Raw genomic sequence first — 16355 nt, forward strand, 5'->3', positions numbered from 1 at the left:
GCTTCAGTCAAACGCCGTGCGCAGTTGCTGCGAGATGCCCTCCACGCACACCTCCAGCAACAGCTTGCCCTTGGCCGCGGAGGCCGGCTTGGCCGAGGAGAGGCAGCCGCTGCAGGGCGTCCATTGCGGCTTGGTCGGGAAGACGTCATAAGGCGGGAACGTGGCGGGCTCCTGGTCCACCGCCTTGCTCATGTCCACGAGCTGGGGGTGCAGGTGCAGCATCAACGAGGTCTCCAGCACCCCGCCGTGCTCCACGGCCCAGCCCGGGAAGCCGTAGGGGTAGATCGCACGGATGGTGTCCTCGGTGACGAAGTCCCAGTAGGACAGCACCACGACCTTGAAGTCGTGGATGCCTTCCCAGCGCAGCTCGCGCAGCGCCAGGTCCACGCCCTCGACGATGAACATGGAGTTCTCGAAGTGGCCGTTGACCATGGCCACCTGGCGCACCCCGTGGCGGGCGAACTCCTTGAGCACGTCCTTGATGGTGCTGGTGAGCGTCAGCCCGTCCAGGCTGGTGGTGCCCGGCATGTGGTTGCCGCCACCGCTCTTTTGCTGCGACTTGTAGCCATAGGCGATGGCCGGGGCCACCAGCGCGCCGATGTTTCGGGCCACCCGCCCGGCCATCGCCGTGGGCAGCAGCACGTCCGGGTTCATGGACATGTGCGGCCCGTGCTGCTCCAGCGCCCCAATGGGCAGCAGCACCACGGTGCGGCCGTGCTTCACCTTCTCGTCGTACACCGGCCAGCTCAGCTCGGCAATGTGGACGCTGTCCATTCAAGACTCCTTGTCAATACTCGCGAAGAGCAGATTTCAAATATGGATCGACCGATATTCCAGCCATCCGGTCATCAGGCTGATTTACGGGAAACGCCCGCCTGGATATTCAGGGACGACGGCCGCTGCCGGTAGCGGCGGGCATATTTGCGGCCCAGCAGGTAATACAGGCTCGCGGCGCTGCCGCCGCCGGCCAGCCAGGACAAGTCCACCCCGCCCATGGCCTTTGCAACCGGCCCCTGGAACAGCGGAATGATCCCGTACATGAACATATAGGTGCAGACCAGCCCGCCTGCAAAGGCCACCAGCGCCGCGGGATTGAAGCGGTCCATGTGCCTGGATTCCGCCCCTTCAAACAGGAAATCGAAATTCCGGGTGTTGCGCTCAAAAATAAAGCAGTGCACGGCCATGATGCCGCCCCAGGTGGCCACCCAGGCGACGATGGACACCAGCCAGGCATCCAGCGCATGGGCGAAGTTTTCCTGCTTCATGAAGAACATGACTGCGACCATCGCGAAAATGCCGACCAGTATGGAGAGCTTTTGCCGCGATACCTTGATGTCCATGGCCTGCGCGGCCACGCCGAAGGTGTAGAGATTGATGATATTGGTGGCGATGGGGCCGTGCACCACCAGCGCCAGCACCGGAATCGCCAGCACGCCGAAATTGTCGACGATGAGCGCGCCGGGGTCGGCACTGCCGTTCTTGGTGGCCAGGCTGGCACCCAATATGCCCAGCCAGACCACGGGAATGAATTGGCCCAGCGTGCTGGCAATATAAAGGCGGGTTTTGGAAACGGTATTCGAGACGAAGCGCGAGTAGTCCGGCGCGTAGGTGAACCAGCCTATGCCCCAGCCTATGCCTATGGCCGTCATCACGCCGCTCATGGCGGCCAGGCGCGGCATGCCGGTGAGCACCTTGTCGGCGGGGCCGGCGTAGGACCAGTCGATGTCGAACTGCGTCCAGGCCACCAGGCTCATGAGCACGAGCACCAGCACCGTGGGCGGCACCGTCCATTTCTCGAAGGCCGCGATGGCGCGGTAGCCAAGGTAGCAAATGACGACCTGGATGGTCATGATGGTCGCCGCGGTGGACAGACGCCACCAGAAATTCTCGGCGGCCGGGTCCACCCAGCCGATTTTCCCGAACAGCGCCATCACCAGGTCGAGAATGATCCAGGTATTCACCGCCGTCCAGCCCACGGCCAGCGTGGCCTGTATGGTGGCGGGCAAATAAGCGCCCTTGCGGCCAAACGCGGCGCGGGACAGCACCATGCCGGTCACGCCGGTTTTCTGCCCCAGCAGGACAAAGGCGCCGAAACCAATCATGCCGACCAGGTTGCCCAGCACCAGCACCGTCACCGTGTCGGCCAGCGACAGGCCCAGATTGATGCCCAATGCGCCCAGTATCCAGTTGATGGGCGCCACGTTGGCGCCCGACCATATCCAGAACTGGCCCCAGACGCTTTTGGTCCGCCGGCTCTCGGGAATGGGCTGCAGCATCTCTTCGAGATCGTCCACGCCGCTGCTCTGACTGCTCATTGGGTTTGTCTCCGAATATATATACGCCACTCATTCAGCCGCAGGGATTCAAATATCCGTGCGGCCTGACGGCTGCATGCGTTTATTGATATTTTTCCAATTAATGGCTTGCCGTCGGGGGCGGGCGAATGGTCTTGAATATGTCCATGGGTCGTCTCCGGTGGGGGTCAAGGGTGACGCCATGGTGTGGTGGCGGCGCCCTGGACGCTTTGCCGCTGCGCCATGGCGCTTCCCGTCTGCGACAGGCGGCGCTGGCGTTTTCCCCCTCCGGGCTACTGCCTAGACTTTTCATCCGGCATGCGCAAAGCGGAAAAGCCCACGGCGGCTCCTGCGGAACCGCCGTGGGCTGTGGGTGCCTGAATGCTGGGCTTGTGGCTTCAAGGGCCGCACGGCGAGGACGGGCCGCCGCGGCCTGGGCCGCTCGCCCTTAAGCCTTCACGCGCGCCATGCGTGCCAGGGGCTTGCTCTCGTCCTCGTCCAGCGCGCGCTGCAGCTTGAAATCGAAGCGCACGCGGGTGAACGGCGCGTTCACGCCCAGCGACTCGTAGCCTTGCGGCGGCGTGCCGGGCTCCAGCGTCAGGACCAGGCCGTCGCGCGTGGCGAAGGCGAAGTCGTCGTCGATGAAGGTGTCGCCGGGCAGGTTGACCTGCGTGGTCAGCAGCCGCTGCCCCGGCGCGGCGATCAGGAAGTGGATGTGCGCCGGCCGGTTGCCATGGCGGTCCAGGGCTTCGAACAGCTCGGCGGTGGGGCTGCCCGGCGGAATGGCGTAGCCCGGCGGCAGGAAGCTGCGGAAGCGGTAGCGGCCCTGCGCGTCGGTCTCGATGCGGCGGCGCAGCGCGTAGGGCGGCTGCTCGGGGTCGAAGTGCGAGTAGCGGCCTTGCTCGTTGGCGTGCCACACGTCCACCAGGGCGCCGGCCACGGGCTGGCCCTGCTCGTCCAGCACGCGGCCCTCCATCACCAGCACCTCGCCGCGCGGCTCGCCCTCGTCCAGCCGCGTCTCGTAGCGGCTCAACGGCGCGCCGGCGATGTACAGCGGCCCCTCGATGGCGCGCGGCGTGCCCTCGGCGCGGCCGGCGCGGCGGTCGGCCTCGTCGGCGCGGATGTCCAGCAGCCGGTCGAAGCCCAGGCCGGCCGTGATCAGGCCCATCTGCCCGCTGGCGCCCAAGCGGCTGAGCCAGTCGGTGGCGGCCCAGAACTCGTCGGCGTTCACGTCCAGCTCGTCGATGGTGCGGAACAGGTCGGCCACGATGCGTGCCGTGATCTGGCGCACGCGCTCGTTGCCCTGGCCCTCGGCGCGGCGCGTGGTGTTGACGCGTTCCAGCAGTTGCTGCACGGTGAATTCGTTGGCGCTCATGGCGTTGTCTCCTCGGTGTTCAATCGTTGCGCGGTCAGCGGTCGTCGGCATGGATGGACGAGGCGTGGCGGCACAGCGCCTGGACCTCGATGTCCATGTAGGGGAACAGCGGCAGGCGCGAGAGCGTGTCGTGCAGCTCGTCGGGGCCGCTCACGTCGAACACGCTCACGTTGGCGTAGCGCCCGGCGATGCGCCACAGGTGGCGCCATTTGCCCGCGCGCTGCAGCTCCTGCGCCATGGCCTTCTCGCGGGCCTTGAGCTCATCGGCCTGCACGGCGGGCATGTCGTGCGGCAGGCGCACGGTCATCTGGACATGAAACAGCATCGTGGTCACTCCTGGGTAATGTTCGAGTCGTGCTTGGGTCGTGCTTGGGTCTTGCCGGCGCGTTCAGGCCACGGCCACCTGCACGCGCTCGCGGTCGCGGCGGTAATGGGCCAGCTTGTCCTCGTCCAGCCGCAGGCCCAGTCCCGGGCCTTGCGGCACTTGCAGCTCGAAGTCGCGGTAGACGGGACGCTGCAGCACCACGTCGTCCTTGAGCAGCAGCGGGCCGAACAGCTCCGTGCCCCAGCGCAGTTGCGGGCAGGCGGCAAAGGCGTGCGCCGCGGCGATGCTGCCCACGCTGCCTTCGAGCATGGTGCCGCCGTACAGGCCCACGCCCGCGGCCTCGCCCACCGCCGCGGTGCGCAGCGTGGCCAGCAGCCCGCCGGCCTTGGAAATCTTCAAGGCGAAGACGTCGGCCGCGCCTTCCGCGGCCAGCTCCAGCGCATCCTCGGGGCCGTTGAGGGACTCGTCGGCCATGATGGGCACGTCAAAGCGCTGGGCCAGCCGGCGCAGCGCCTGGCGGTGGCGGCGCGGCACGGGCTGCTCGACCAGGCCCACGCCGGCGTCCTCCAGCGCAGCGATGGCGCGCGTGGCGGTGGCCTCGTCCCAGGCCTGGTTCACGTCCACGGTGATGAGCACGTCGGCGCCCAGGGCCTGCTTGATGCGCGCAACGTGGGCGACGTTGGCGTCCGGGTCGCCGCGGCCGATCTTGAGCTTGAAGACGCGGTGGCGGCGCTGCTCGATGAGCGACAGCGCCTCCTCGATGTCGCGGCCGCTGTCGCCGCTGGCCAGCGTCCACAGCACCGGCAGCGAGGTGCGCACCGCGCCGCCCAGCAGCGCGTGCACGGGCTGGTCCAGACGCTGGCCCAGGGCATCGAACAGCGCCGTCTCTATCGCCGACTTGGCATAGGACTGGCCCTGCACCTGCTTGCCCGCCAGCGCCATGGCGGCGTTGACGTTGCCCGCGTCCTGGCCGATGAGCAGCGGTGCCAGGTAGGCATCGATGGCCAGCTTGGTGCTCTCCGGGCTCTGGTCGCCGTAGGCCAGGCCGCCGATGCTGGTGGCCTCGCCGATGCCGGTGATGCCGTCGCTGCAGCGCAGCTTGACGATGACCAGCGTCTGCCGGTGCATGGTCGTCATGGCCAGCTGGTGGGCCCGTATGGTGGGCAGGTCCACCAGGACGGCCTCCATGGAAACAATGGTTGCGGGTTTCATGCCGGGTATTGCGTGGGGGATGTCCACATGTTCGGCGCCAGGGGGCTCGGCGTCCAATATCGTTGGCATCCTTCGCGATACCCCAAAGGTATCGTTCCCCGGTACAAACCCCATGATCGAGCTGAGACACCTGCGCTACTTCGAGGCCGTGGCCATCGAGATGAACTTCAGCCGCGCCGCCGAGCGGCTGCACATCGCCCAACCGCCGCTGAGCCGCCAGATACAGCAACTGGAAGAGGCGCTGGGCGCGCAGTTGCTGGACCGCAAGGCGCGCCCCATGCAGCTCACGCCGGCGGGGCGCTTTTTCCTGGAGCAGACGGTGCAGGTGCTGGGCCGGTTGGCCGAGGTGGGCGAGGCGACGCGGCGCATCGCGCAGGGGCAGCGCGCGTGGTTCGGCATCGGCTTCGTCCCGTCCACGCTGTACGGGCTGCTGCCGGAGCTCATCCGGCGCTTTCGCGCGGACCACCCGGAGGTGGAGGTGAGCCTGTCGGAGCTGACCACGGTGCAGCAGGCCGACGCGCTCAAGGCCGGGCGCATCGACGTGGGCTTTGGCCGCCTGCCCCTGGGCGACCCCGACATCCAGGCCGAGACGGTGCTGGAAGAGGCCGTGGTGGCCGCCCTGCCCGCGCGCCACGCGCTGCTGCGCCACGAGCGGCTGAGCCTCGCGCTGCTGGCCGAGGAGCCGCTGGTGCTGTACCCGGCGCGGCCGCGGCCCAGCTACGCGGACCAGGTGCTGCAGATGTTCCGCGGCCACGGCCTGGCGCCGCGCGTGGCCATGGAGGCCAACGAGCTGCAAACCGCCATTGGCCTGGTGGCCGCAGGCCTGGGCGTGGCGCTGGTGCCGGAGTCGGTGCGCCGGCTGCACCGCGACGACGTGGACTACCGGCCCGTGGCCGAGGCCGGCGTGGTCTCGCCGGTGATCATGAATTTCAGGAGAGGCGACCGCTCGGCGCTGCTTGGGCACTTCAAGGAGCTGGTCAGCAGCCGGGGGTGAGGCCCGCCACCCGCCCGCGCGCTGCGCCGCCATGGAGGCCTCGGCGCGGCAGCATGGCTGCTGATGCGGTCGGCCACCGTTGAGTCACTGCGAACCGGTGCGCGGCGGCGGTGTGTCGTGGGAAATCGGGCGCCAACGCGGCGCCGTTGGTGAAATGACGCCGCTGCATTGGCACAGGCCCAACAGCCTGGGGCTCGCTTATCGACGCTGGTAGACAACGCCCTGAACCAAGACTTGATCGGGCTCCGGCGCCTCGTCAAAACGCTTATGCGCCTCGGCAATGGCGACCTGGTTTTCGTTCGCCCAGTTGACCAGCGCCATGACAGGCTTCAACAGCGTTCTTCCCATGTCAGTGAGTTCGTAATCGACGCGCGGAGGAATCGTCGGATACATCGTTCGCGTTACCAGTCCGTCGCGTTCCAGTCCGCGCAACGTCAGCGTCAGCATCCGCTGGGAAATGCCGTCGATGCCGCGCTTCAATTCGTTAAAGCGCCGCGAGCCATTGGCCAGCACGGCCACGATGTAGAGGCTCCACTTGTCGCCGATGCGATCCAGGATTTCACGGGTTGCCAGACAGCCGCCAGCGTCAGGTGCAGGCATATCGGCAGGTAGCTCGCTGTGACCAGGTGACATGCATGTGCCTTCTTGTGGGGAAAAGGAAGGAACTTTACGATCCTCTGTATGAATTGGTAAGTCAGAATCAACTTTTGACTTAGTTCTCATTTTATACCTAGGAACATCATGAGCCATACTCTGCTGGTTACTTCCAGTCCGCGCGGGGCTGACAGCCTTTCCAGCCGCTTTGCCACCGAAATCGCCGAAGGCATCCAGGCCCGCTTGGGCGGCCCGCTGACCGTGCGCGACCTCGCGGCAAATCCGCCGCCGCACATCACGCCGGCCTACATCCAAGGCCGGATCAGGTCGGCTGAAGATCACACGCCGGAACAGGTCGAGGCGGTGAAGTTCGCCCAAGCGTTCGTAGATGAGTTGAAGGTCGCCGACGTGATCGTGCTCGGTTCGGCCATGATCAATTTCGGTCTGCCCTCACAGCTCAAGGCGTGGTTCGATCACGTCACTTGGCCAGGCGTCACTTTCAGCTATGGCGACGCCGGGCCGAAAGGACTGCTGACCGGCAAGAAGGTCTATCTCGTGACCGCTGCTGGCGGCGTGTTCTCGGAAGGTGCCTGGGCACCGTTCGACTTTCAGACCAACTATTTGCTGCACCTGCTCGGTTTCATCGGCCTGACCGATGTTGAAGTGGTGCGCGTCGAAGGCACGGTTTTCGGCCCCGATGCGGTGAAGGCCGCCATCGCCAATGCCGAAACGGCCATCAAGGCCTTGTTGGCGAAGGCCGCGTGACCTCATCGCCGGGAAAAAGACCATCGCGCTACTCGGCGCGACCGGGCCGACAGGAAGGCACCTCATCGAGGACGCCTTGAAAGAAAGATGCGCCGCCCGCGCGCCGCGCCGCGCCGCGCCGACGCCTTCAGCGCGGCAGCATGGCGCTGATGCGCTCGGCCACCGCCTGCAGCGCAGGCAGACAGGCCTTTTGCATCTGCGCGGCGGTCTGCCGCTGCGCCGGGCTGCTGACGTTGATGGCGGCCATCACGCGGCCGCCGCGGTCCTTGATGGGCACGGCCAGCGACATCAGGCCCAACTGCAGCTCCTCGTTGACCAGCGCGTAGCCCTGGCGCCGCACCTGCGACAGCGTGGCCAGCAGCTTTTCGGGGTCGGTGATGGTGCGCGGCGTCAGCGGCTCCAGCACCAGGGTGCCCACGCGCGCCTCGCGCTGCTCCTCGGCCAGCCCGGCCAGCAGCACGCGGCCCATGGACGTGCAGTGCGCCGGCAGCCGCGAGCCCACGCCCAGGTTGATGGACATGATCTTCTCCATGGGCACGCGCAGCACGTAGACGATGTCGGCCCCGTCCAGCACCGCCGCCGAGGTGGACTGCTTGAGCTGCTGCGTGAGCTCCTCCATCAGCGGCTGCGCCAGGTGCCACCAGGGCTGCGCGCTCAGGTAGGCAAAGCCCAGCTCCATCACCTTGGGCGTGAGGCGGAACTGCCGCCCGTCCTGCTCCACGTAGCCCAGCGTCTGCAGCGTCAGCAGGATGCGCCGCGCCCCCGCGCGCGTGAGGCCCGCGCGCTGCGCGGCCTCGGACAGCGTCTGCGCCGGCGCCTGCGCGCCGAAGCTGCGCAGCACCTCCAGCCCGCGCGCGAAGGACTGCACGTAGCCGTCGCCGGGTTTCAACGCCTCGCCCGCGTCCGCGTGCGCCGCGTCTGGCGCATCTTCCGCCTGAGGGTCCTGCTCCGCCTGTTGCGCTCTCTTGCCCGCCATCGTTTTCCGCTCCAAAGGCCGAGGTAAAGCCACACGGCCGCGCCGCCATGGCCTTGACAGGCCGGCGTCGCGTCCTTAGCCTGCGCACCTCAGTTGTTCTTATTACGAACCAATGTTCGCTATTAGAACATAAGCCCGGCCGGCGCTCAAGGGGCCGGCGCCCGTGTGTTCCTTCGCTGGCCGGCTGCGGCCGGCCCATCCAGAGAGCAGTTCCATGATCGACAAAATCGTGCCTGATGCGGCGGCGGCCCTGGCGGACATCCGCGACGGCGCCACCGTCATGATCGGCGGCTTTGGCACGGCCGGGCAGCCCAACGAGCTCATAGACGCGCTGATAGACACCGGCGCGCGCGAGCTGGTCATCGTCAACAACAACGCCGGCAACGGCGACACGGGGCTGGCGCGGCTGCTCTCGCTCAAGCGGGTGCGCAAGATCATCTGCTCCTTCCCGCGCCAGGCCGACAGCCACCATTTCGACGCGCTCTACCGCGCCGGCGAGATCGAGCTGGAGCTGGTGCCGCAGGGCAACCTGGCGGAGCGCATCCGCGCCGCGGGCGCCGGCATAGGCGGCTTCTTCACGCCCACGGGGTACGGCACGGCGCTGGCGCAGGGCAAGGAAACGCGCGAGATCAACGGCCGCCACTACGTGCTGGAGTCGCCCATCCACGCCGACTACGCGCTCATCAAGGCGGAAAAAGGCGACCGCTGGGGCAACCTGACCTACCGCATGACGGCGCGCAACTTCGGTCCGATCATGGCCATGGCCGCCAGGACCACGGTGGCCACCGTGCACGAGATCGTGGAGCTGGGCCGGCTGGACCCGGAAGCCGTCGTCACGCCGGGGCTGTTCGTCCAACGCGTCGTCCTCGTCGACCGCGTCGCCACCGCCGCCGGCGGCTTCAAGCAGGCCGCCTGAGCCAGGAATACGACCATGAGCGCACAAGCCACCCCCGTGAAAGTCTCTCCCCCCGCCACGCGCTGGACGCGCGAGCAGATGGCGCAGCGCGTCGCGCGCGACATCCCTGACGGCGCCGTCGTCAACCTGGGCATCGGCTTGCCCACCGCGGTTGCCAACCACCTCTCGGCCGACAAGGAAGTGGTGCTGCACTCCGAGAACGGCGTCATCGGCATGGGCCCGGCGCCGGCCGCGGGCGAGGAGGACTTCGACCTCATCAACGCCGGCAAGCAGCCCGTGACGCTGCTGCCAGGCGGCTGCTTCTTCCACCACGCCGACAGCTTCGCGATGATGCGCGGCGGCCACCTGGACATCTGCGTGCTGGGCGCCTTCCAGGTCTCGGCGCAGGGTGACCTGGCCAACTGGCACACCGGCGCGCCGGACGCCATTCCCGCCGTGGGCGGCGCCATGGACCTGGCCATAGGCGCGAAGAAGACCTTCGTGATGATGGAGTACCTGACCCGCGACGGGCAGGCCAAGCTGGTGAGCGCGTGCAGCTACCCGCTCACGGGCCTGGGCTGCGTGAGCCGCCTCTACACGGACCTGGCCGTCATCGACCTGGCCGGCGGCGAGGCCACCGTCATCGAGCTGGCCCCCGGCCTCACCCTGCGCGACCTGCAGGCGCTCACGCCCGGCGTGACGCTGCGCCAGGCCTGAGCTTCACAAGCCCTGCGAAAGACACTCCCATGAGCACCCACGCCTACATCTGCGATGCACTGCGCACGCCCTTCGGCCGCTACGGCGGCAGCCTCTCTTCCGTGCGGGCCGACGACTTGGGCGCCGTGCCGCTCAAGGCCCTGGCCGCGCGCCACCCCGGCCTGGACTGGGAAGCCTTCAGCGACGTGATCTACGGCTGCGCCAACCAGGCCGGCGAGGACAACCGCAACGTGGCGCGCATGTCGCTGCTGCTGGCGGGCCTGCCCCTGTCGCTGCCCGGCAGCACCGTCAACCGCCTGTGCGGCTCCGGCATGGACGCCATCGGCACGGCCGCGCGCGCCATCAAGGCCGGCGAGGCGCAGCTGATGCTCGCCGGCGGCGTGGAGAGCATGAGCCGCGCGCCCTTCGTGATGCCGAAAGCCACGTCCGCCTTCAGCCGCGACAACGCCGTCCACGACACCACCATAGGCTGGCGCTTCGTCAACAAGCTGATGAAGGAGCGCTACGGGGTGGACTCCATGCCGGAGACGGCGGAGAACGTGGCGCAGCAGTTCGGCATCAGCCGCGAGGACCAGGACCGCATGGCGCTGGCGTCGCAGATGAAGGCGGTGGCGGCGCAGGAGGCGGGCTTCTTCGACGCCGAGATCACGCCGGTGGCCGTGCCGCAGAAGAAGGGCGACCCCGTGCTGGTGGGCCAGGACGAGCATCCGCGCCAGACCAGCCTGGAGGCGCTCGCCAAGCTCAAGGGCGTGGTGCGTTCGGACGGCAGCGTGACCGCGGGCAATGCCTCCGGCGTGAACGACGGCGCCTGCGCGCTGATCCTGGCCTCGGAGGCCGCCGCGGCGCGCCACGGCCTGGTGCCGCGCGCGCGCGTCGTGGGCATGGCCACGGCCGGGGTGGAGCCGCGCATCATGGGCATAGGCCCGGCACCGGCCACGCAAAAGGTGCTGCAGCTCACCGGGCTGCAGCTCTCGCAGATGGACGTGATCGAGCTCAACGAGGCCTTCGCGGCGCAAGGCCTGGCGGTGCTGCGCCAGCTCGGCCTGCGCGACGATGACCCGCGCGTGAACCCCAACGGCGGCGCCATCGCGCTGGGCCACCCGTTGGGCGCCAGCGGCGCGCGGCTGGTGACCACGGCCGTCAACCAACTGCAGCGCACGGGCGGCCGCTACGCGCTGTGCACCATGTGCATAGGCGTGGGCCAGGGCATCGCGCTGATCGTCGAGCGCGTGTGAGGCGGGGGGCTTTCATGGACGGCCTCACCCGCAGCGCCCCGCGCCTGCATTACGTGCTGGAAGGCCCGGGCGACGGCCGGGCCGCGCGGCGCACCTTCGTGCTGGCCCATGCCCTGGGCTGCGACCTGACGATGTGGGACGCGCTGGCCGCGCACCTGGCCACGCATGCCCGCGTGCTGCGCTACGACCAGCGCGGCCATGGCCGCAGCCCGGCGCCGGGCGGGCCGTACACCGTGGCCGAGCTGGCCGACGACGCGGCGCGGCTCATCGACGAGCTGGAGCTGGGCGCCGTCACCTGGATAGGCCTGTCCATGGGCGGCATGGTGGGCCAGGAGCTGGCGCTGCGGCACCCGCACAAGGTGCAGGCGCTGGTGCTGGCCAACACCACCTCCGGCTACCCGGCCGAAGCGCGCGCCGGGTGGGCGCAGCGCATTGCCGGCGTGCGCGCGGGCGGGCTGGAAGCCATCGTGGACGGGGCGCTGCAGCGCTGGTTCCATGCCGGCTTCCACGCCGAGCAGCCCCGGGCCGTGGCGCACTGGCGCGAGCGTGTGCTGGGCTGCGACCGCGCCGCCTACATCGCCTGCTGCGAAGCCATCCGCGACGTGGACACCACCGCGCGGCTGCCAGGCATCGGTGTGCCTACGCTGGTCATCGGCGGCGAGTTGGACCAGGGCACGCCGCCGGAGATGGCCTACACCCTCGCGCGCGCCATCCCCGGCGCGCGGCTGGTGGTGTTGCGCGAGGCCTCGCACCTGAGCGTGCTGGAACAGCCCGCGGCGTTCATGCAGGCGCTGGACGATTGGCTGGCATCGCTGCGGGGCTGACGTCCTGCTGCCCGGGAGTGGCGGGGCCAAGATCCATCCGGATCTCGAACACAAGCCACCCCGGGGCCTTTACCAAGCGCGCTTCTTATGCTCGCCGATGAGCGCTTTGAACAGGCCGAGCATGAGCACGAACATCAGCGCCATGAAAGGCAAGCCCAGCGCAATGGCACCCGCTTGTGCCGCCTTCAGCGCGTCATCGCCACCCACGATGAACAAGACCAGCGTCACCACACCGACCACGGCTGCCCAAACAACCTTTTGAAATCCGCTGGTGGTCTCCTTGCCGCCTGAGGCCAGCGTGTCGACCACCAGACAGCCGGAGTTGACCGAGGTCACCATGAATATGGCCAGCAGTATCACGGCCAAAAATGAGGTCAGTTGGGCGAAAGGCAGTGCCTCCAGGAACCAGAACAGGGTCAGCGTGACGTCCTTGATACCGCCCGCGAGCTCGCCCACGCCACTTTCGGCCTGATGAATGGCGGCGCCGCCAAATGCAGTCATCCAGAGCAAGGCCACCAGGGTGGGCGCAATCATGACCGAGATCACGATTTGCCGGACCGTGCGGCCCCGCGAAATACTGGCAATGAACATGCCGACAAAAGGCGCCCAACTGGCCCACCAGGCCCAATAGAAAACCGTCCAGCCGCGAAACCACTCCGAGTCTTTTCGGCCGGCCCAATTTGCCAGGGGAATAAAATACTCGGCGTAATCCGCGGTGCTCGAGCCCAGGCCGGCGATAAAGCTCACGACGCCGGCGCCGATGATGACGAAAATGAGCAGGCCGAGCGCCAACGCCATATTGATGTTGCTCAGCAGCTTGATGCCGGCATGCATGCCCGCTCCCACCCCCAGCGCCGACAGCACGGAGACGAAGACGATGAAACCCGCCTGCATCGCAAATGAGTTGGGCGTGCCAAACACATGATGCATGCCGGCCGCCGCCTGCATGGCACCCAGGCCCAGCGAGGTAGACAGGCCAAACGTGGTCAGGAGAATCGTGAAGATATCCACCACATGGCCTATCCACCCCTTGTGGGCCGCGCCGATCAGCGGCTCAAGGCCCGACCTCAGAGAGTTTTGAAGCCCACGGTTGTAGGCAAAATAACCAATGATCAATGCGACGATGCAGTAAACAGCCCAGGGATGCAGCCCCCAGTGAAACAGCGTCGCACCCATCGCCGCATGCACGGCCTCCGGCGTTTCCTTCGGAACATTGAGAGGCGTATGGCTCCAGCCCGTGTAATAGGCCAGCGGCTCAGCCACACCCCAAAACAACAGGCCGACACCCATACCGGCCGCAAACAGCATCGAAAAATAGGAAACGATTCCGTATTCCGGCCTGGTTTCGCCACGGCCTATCCGCACATTGCCCGCGGGCGACAGCACGAGCAAGAGGCAAAAGGCAACGAAGGCGTTGCCGGCGATGATATAAAACCAGTCAAAATTGACGATGGTCCAGTCTTTTGCCTTGTTAAGAAAGTGCCCGGCGCTGGCTGGATCCGAAACCGAATAAATTACCAAAGCCACGATCATGAGCACCGCGGCCGGACATACGATGCGGTGGACATCCAAACCTAATATTTGAATATTCTCGTTGGATGCCACCGCACTGCGGTGTGGAGGGCGCGTCTTGATTCGTGCCGATACTTTTGCGTCCATGCTGTCTCCTAAAGATCTTCTTTGGCGCGAATCCGGCCATCCTCGTATTCTTGAAAAGAGGGGCACGGTCCTTTCGCTTGCATTTGGCAACTCGCGTCCAAAATGCTGGCCAAGTAGTTATCCCGTCCGCTTGCAAGTGACGGGGAAGGACATCGTTGGGGCATTAGATGAGCATCCCATCGAGCTTTGCGCAGTTCGCACGACATCGACTTGCTCAAAAACGACGACCGGGTTTTGCTCGGTCATGCCCAGGCGGAACACGCAGGCGCGCGCGTGCCCGCCCCGCGCGGGTCAGCAGGGCCGAGCGAAACGGCTGAAGCCGCGGGAAGCTTCAGTGCGGCAACGGCTGCCGGTGCAACACTACCGGCAGCCCGCAGGAGAATTTCTCGCGAAGCTCAAAAACTTCCCGCCTGAGCTGCGCGAGCGTGACCTCGCCCAAGGCCGCTCTGCGCTCAAGCTCGGCAAAGGCCCGCTGGTACTCCACGGACACACCGCTGGTCTCTGTCATGGGACGCTCCTTACTGCTCCATGGCCGCATGCATCCGGCCCAAATTCATACGCAACTACAGGGACGAGGTGACGTGCGCAAACGCCGTCGCGCGAGCCGGCGACACCTGCGCCGGACCATCGCCTTCGCGAGAAGGCTCCGCGCCTGCCTGGCAGGCGTCGAACCAGGGTGACGGCGCCGTGGCAAAGCGCGCCTTCAATCTGCACTCGGCCAATTCCGAGCCCGCGTCGCTGTCGAGCACGATGCCGGCGCCCACGCCAAGCCTGGCCTCTCTCATGCCCTGCATCTCAGGACCCAGGGTCAGCGTGCGGATGGCGACCGACAGGCAAAAATCCCCGCAACGGCGCCCGTCGGCGGGCCGCTCCAGCCAGCCAATGCTTCCGGTGTAGAGGCCGCGCGGCGTTGATTCCAGCGCCTCGATAAGTTTCATCGTCTGGAGCTTGGGCGCCCCGGTGATGGACCCGCAGGGAAACGTGGCCCGCAGTACGTCCGCAAATCCAACGTCCGGCCGCACTGCCGCTTGCACCGTGGACGTCATCTGGAACACCGATGCATGGGACTCGACGTCAAACAGTGCCGGCACCCGCACGGAGCCCGGCACGGCCATGCGGCCCATGTCGTTGCGCAGCAGGTCCACGATCATCAGGTTCTCGGCCCGATTCTTCACGTCCAGGGCCAGCCACCGTGCCATGGCCCTGTCGTCTTCAGCGTTCGGACACCGGGGCGCCGTGCCCTTCATCGGCTGCGCCGTGATCACGCCCGCCGCATGGCGCAGGAAGAGCTCCGGCGAGCACGACAGCACGAAATCGACGTCACCGCCCGCAGGCAGTGCCAGGAACGCTCCATAGCGCACCGGCTGCCGGGAGCGGAGCTGGCTGTAAATCGTCGCCGGCGTGCCTACGGCCTGGCCGCAGAGCCTGTAGGTGAAGTTGACCTGGTAGGTCTGCCCTTCGCGGATGGCCTGGTGAATGGCGTCCACGGCGCCGTGGAACGCCGCCTCGTCCAGGCTCTCGCGCCACAAGGCCACGCCGGCTTGTCCCGTTGTGCCCGCCTGTCCCACCGCGCTCGCCATCCATTGATCCGCCTGCTCTCTGGACAAGAGCGCCATGTCCGAGAACATCAGCAGCCTGAGCGCCGAGCCGCCATCGCAACCCGTGTCCGCCCCCACCCGTCCACCAGGACGCTGCAGCTTGACGCCCCACTCGTAGTCCGCAAGCACGACGGCGTGCAGGCCCGCAGCCATGTCGCTGTCCACGGCGGCCATCACCTCGTCCAGCTTCGCCGGATCGGTGCAGCGGTGCTCGCGCACGAAGCCGCCATACAGCCGGCTTGAAGGACGCCCTGGCGTGGCGCCGCAGTCGTCGAGCAAGGCGAAAGGGGGGTGGACCATGGTGAGGCGGTGTGGGCAGGGATCAACGCCGGCCAGCCATGCCGGGCCCTTCGCGAAAACCTGCGCTCATGGTGTGCGGCATCTTCTCAATGATCATTTAGATGCTTCAGGCAACCAAAAAGCAATGGATGCACGGCGGTTTTCACGGGCCACCTGAAACAGCAGGTTGGCAACAAGTGCCCATGGCTGACCTTGAAAACAAGCATGCATGGACAGTTTCGGTTGCTGAAATCAGTGGCTTGGCTGCACCAGGGCCAGCTTGCGCAAGTGGTCCAGCAGGGCTTGCGCCTTCTCCATGGCCGAGCCGTCGCGGATGACGGCGCCGCTCTTCTTGCCCGTGTCCGCCGTGCCCGTGGCCTTGGCCATGCGCGCGGCACCGCTCTCGTTGGAGACGGGTGCCAATGCGCGGCGCTGCTTGCGCGCGGGCTCGAAGTGCCATTCGGGGTGGGCCGAAGCCGCGCCGGCCGGCGTGGGGACGTTGCGGTCCAGCACCTTGCCCTCTTGCGCCGCTACCCAGGCATGGCGCAGCGGCAAGTCCTCGCGCTGGGGCAGGCGCGCGCTGGTCACGAGCACGGCGGCGGTGCCGGGCTCT

Annotated in this window: 17 protein-coding genes; 6 read left to right on the forward strand and 11 right to left on the reverse strand. The window is 67.1% G+C overall.

Annotated elements, in window-relative coordinates; all coding sequences use genetic code 11:
• Positions 1-3: 3 nt before the first annotated feature.
• The 5 genes from SM757_RS06975 to SM757_RS06995 all read right to left on the reverse strand — a co-directional run bounded on the left by SM757_RS06975 (position 4) and on the right by SM757_RS06995 (position 5206).
• On the reverse strand, positions 4-774 hold the full coding sequence (locus tag SM757_RS06975) for a creatininase (RefSeq protein ID WP_322464913.1): 771 nt from the start codon (positions 772-774) through the stop codon (positions 4-6).
• A 74-nt stretch (positions 775-848) separates the two neighbouring features.
• Positions 849-2315, reverse strand: a complete 1467-nt coding sequence (locus SM757_RS06980) for a purine-cytosine permease family protein (protein ID WP_322464914.1) — start codon at positions 2313-2315, stop codon at positions 849-851.
• 427 nt (positions 2316-2742) lie between these two features.
• Positions 2743-3669: a dioxygenase family protein gene (locus SM757_RS06985; protein ID WP_322464915.1), complete on the reverse strand. Its 927-nt coding sequence runs from the start codon at positions 3667-3669 to the stop codon at positions 2743-2745.
• A 34-nt stretch (positions 3670-3703) separates the two neighbouring features.
• A complete protein-coding gene (catC, locus tag SM757_RS06990) occupies positions 3704-3994 on the reverse strand; it encodes a muconolactone Delta-isomerase (protein WP_322464916.1) in 291 nt (96 codons plus the stop codon).
• Between the two features lie 63 nt (positions 3995-4057).
• Entirely contained in the window at positions 4058-5206 is a 1149-nt protein-coding gene (locus tag SM757_RS06995; protein ID WP_066336106.1) for a muconate/chloromuconate family cycloisomerase, read from the reverse strand.
• A 115-nt stretch (positions 5207-5321) separates the two neighbouring features.
• Between SM757_RS06995 and SM757_RS07000 the strand changes: the two genes are divergently transcribed.
• Entirely contained in the window at positions 5322-6200 is an 879-nt protein-coding gene (locus SM757_RS07000) for a LysR family transcriptional regulator (RefSeq protein WP_322464925.1), read from the forward strand.
• Between the two features lie 198 nt (positions 6201-6398).
• On the opposite strand, the gene SM757_RS07005 is transcribed toward SM757_RS07000, so the two are convergent.
• On the reverse strand, positions 6399-6833 hold the full coding sequence (locus SM757_RS07005) for a winged helix-turn-helix transcriptional regulator (RefSeq protein ID WP_322464917.1): 435 nt from the start codon (positions 6831-6833) through the stop codon (positions 6399-6401).
• Positions 6834-6941: 108 nt separating this feature from the next.
• On the opposite strand from SM757_RS07005, the gene SM757_RS07010 reads away from it, so the two are divergent.
• Positions 6942-7559 carry an FMN-dependent NADH-azoreductase gene (locus tag SM757_RS07010; protein WP_066336095.1) on the forward strand — a complete coding sequence of 206 codons (618 nt, stop codon included), beginning with the start codon at positions 6942-6944 and terminating at the stop codon, positions 7557-7559.
• Positions 7560-7686: 127 nt separating this feature from the next.
• On the opposite strand, the gene SM757_RS07015 is transcribed toward SM757_RS07010, so the two are convergent.
• On the reverse strand, positions 7687-8535 hold the full coding sequence (locus SM757_RS07015; RefSeq protein WP_084267448.1) for an IclR family transcriptional regulator domain-containing protein: 849 nt from the start codon (positions 8533-8535) through the stop codon (positions 7687-7689).
• 214 nt (positions 8536-8749) lie between these two features.
• Here SM757_RS07015 and SM757_RS07020 point away from each other — a divergent pair, with 214 nt between their 5' ends.
• From SM757_RS07020 to pcaD, 4 genes are read left to right on the forward strand one after another with little or no spacing between them, the layout of a single operon-like run.
• The gene (locus tag SM757_RS07020) at positions 8750-9451 is read left to right on the forward strand and encodes a 3-oxoacid CoA-transferase subunit A (protein ID WP_066336092.1); all 702 of its coding nucleotides are present in this window, start codon (positions 8750-8752) and stop codon (positions 9449-9451) included.
• Between the two features lie 15 nt (positions 9452-9466).
• Positions 9467-10147 (forward strand): 3-oxoacid CoA-transferase subunit B, encoded by a 681-nt coding sequence (locus SM757_RS07025; protein WP_066336089.1) that lies wholly within the window; start codon positions 9467-9469, stop codon positions 10145-10147.
• 29 nt (positions 10148-10176) lie between these two features.
• Positions 10177-11382, forward strand: a complete 1206-nt coding sequence (gene pcaF / locus SM757_RS07030; protein ID WP_322464918.1) for a 3-oxoadipyl-CoA thiolase — start codon at positions 10177-10179, stop codon at positions 11380-11382.
• Positions 11383-11396: 14 nt separating this feature from the next.
• Positions 11397-12206 (forward strand): 3-oxoadipate enol-lactonase, encoded by an 810-nt coding sequence (gene pcaD / locus SM757_RS07035; protein WP_322464919.1) that lies wholly within the window; start codon positions 11397-11399, stop codon positions 12204-12206.
• 69 nt (positions 12207-12275) lie between these two features.
• On the opposite strand, the gene SM757_RS07040 is transcribed toward pcaD, so the two are convergent.
• The 4 genes from SM757_RS07040 to SM757_RS07055 form a co-directional block, all read right to left on the reverse strand.
• Positions 12276-13865, reverse strand: coding sequence for a BCCT family transporter (locus tag SM757_RS07040; RefSeq protein WP_322464920.1), 1590 nt, complete (start codon positions 13863-13865; stop codon positions 12276-12278).
• Positions 13866-14196: 331 nt separating this feature from the next.
• Positions 14197-14373, reverse strand: a complete 177-nt coding sequence (locus tag SM757_RS07045) for a hypothetical protein (RefSeq protein WP_322464921.1) — start codon at positions 14371-14373, stop codon at positions 14197-14199.
• A gap of 55 nt (positions 14374-14428) precedes the next feature.
• Entirely contained in the window at positions 14429-15763 is a 1335-nt protein-coding gene (locus SM757_RS07050) for an anthranilate synthase component I family protein (protein ID WP_322464922.1), read from the reverse strand.
• A 231-nt stretch (positions 15764-15994) separates the two neighbouring features.
• On the reverse strand, positions 15995-16355 hold a 361-nt coding region (locus SM757_RS07055; protein ID WP_322464923.1), incomplete at its 5' end, for a hypothetical protein.

The sequence above is a fragment of the Azohydromonas lata genome (assembly GCF_034427735.1).
In the GTDB taxonomy this organism is placed as follows: Bacteria; Pseudomonadota; Gammaproteobacteria; order Burkholderiales; family Burkholderiaceae_C; genus Azohydromonas; species Azohydromonas lata.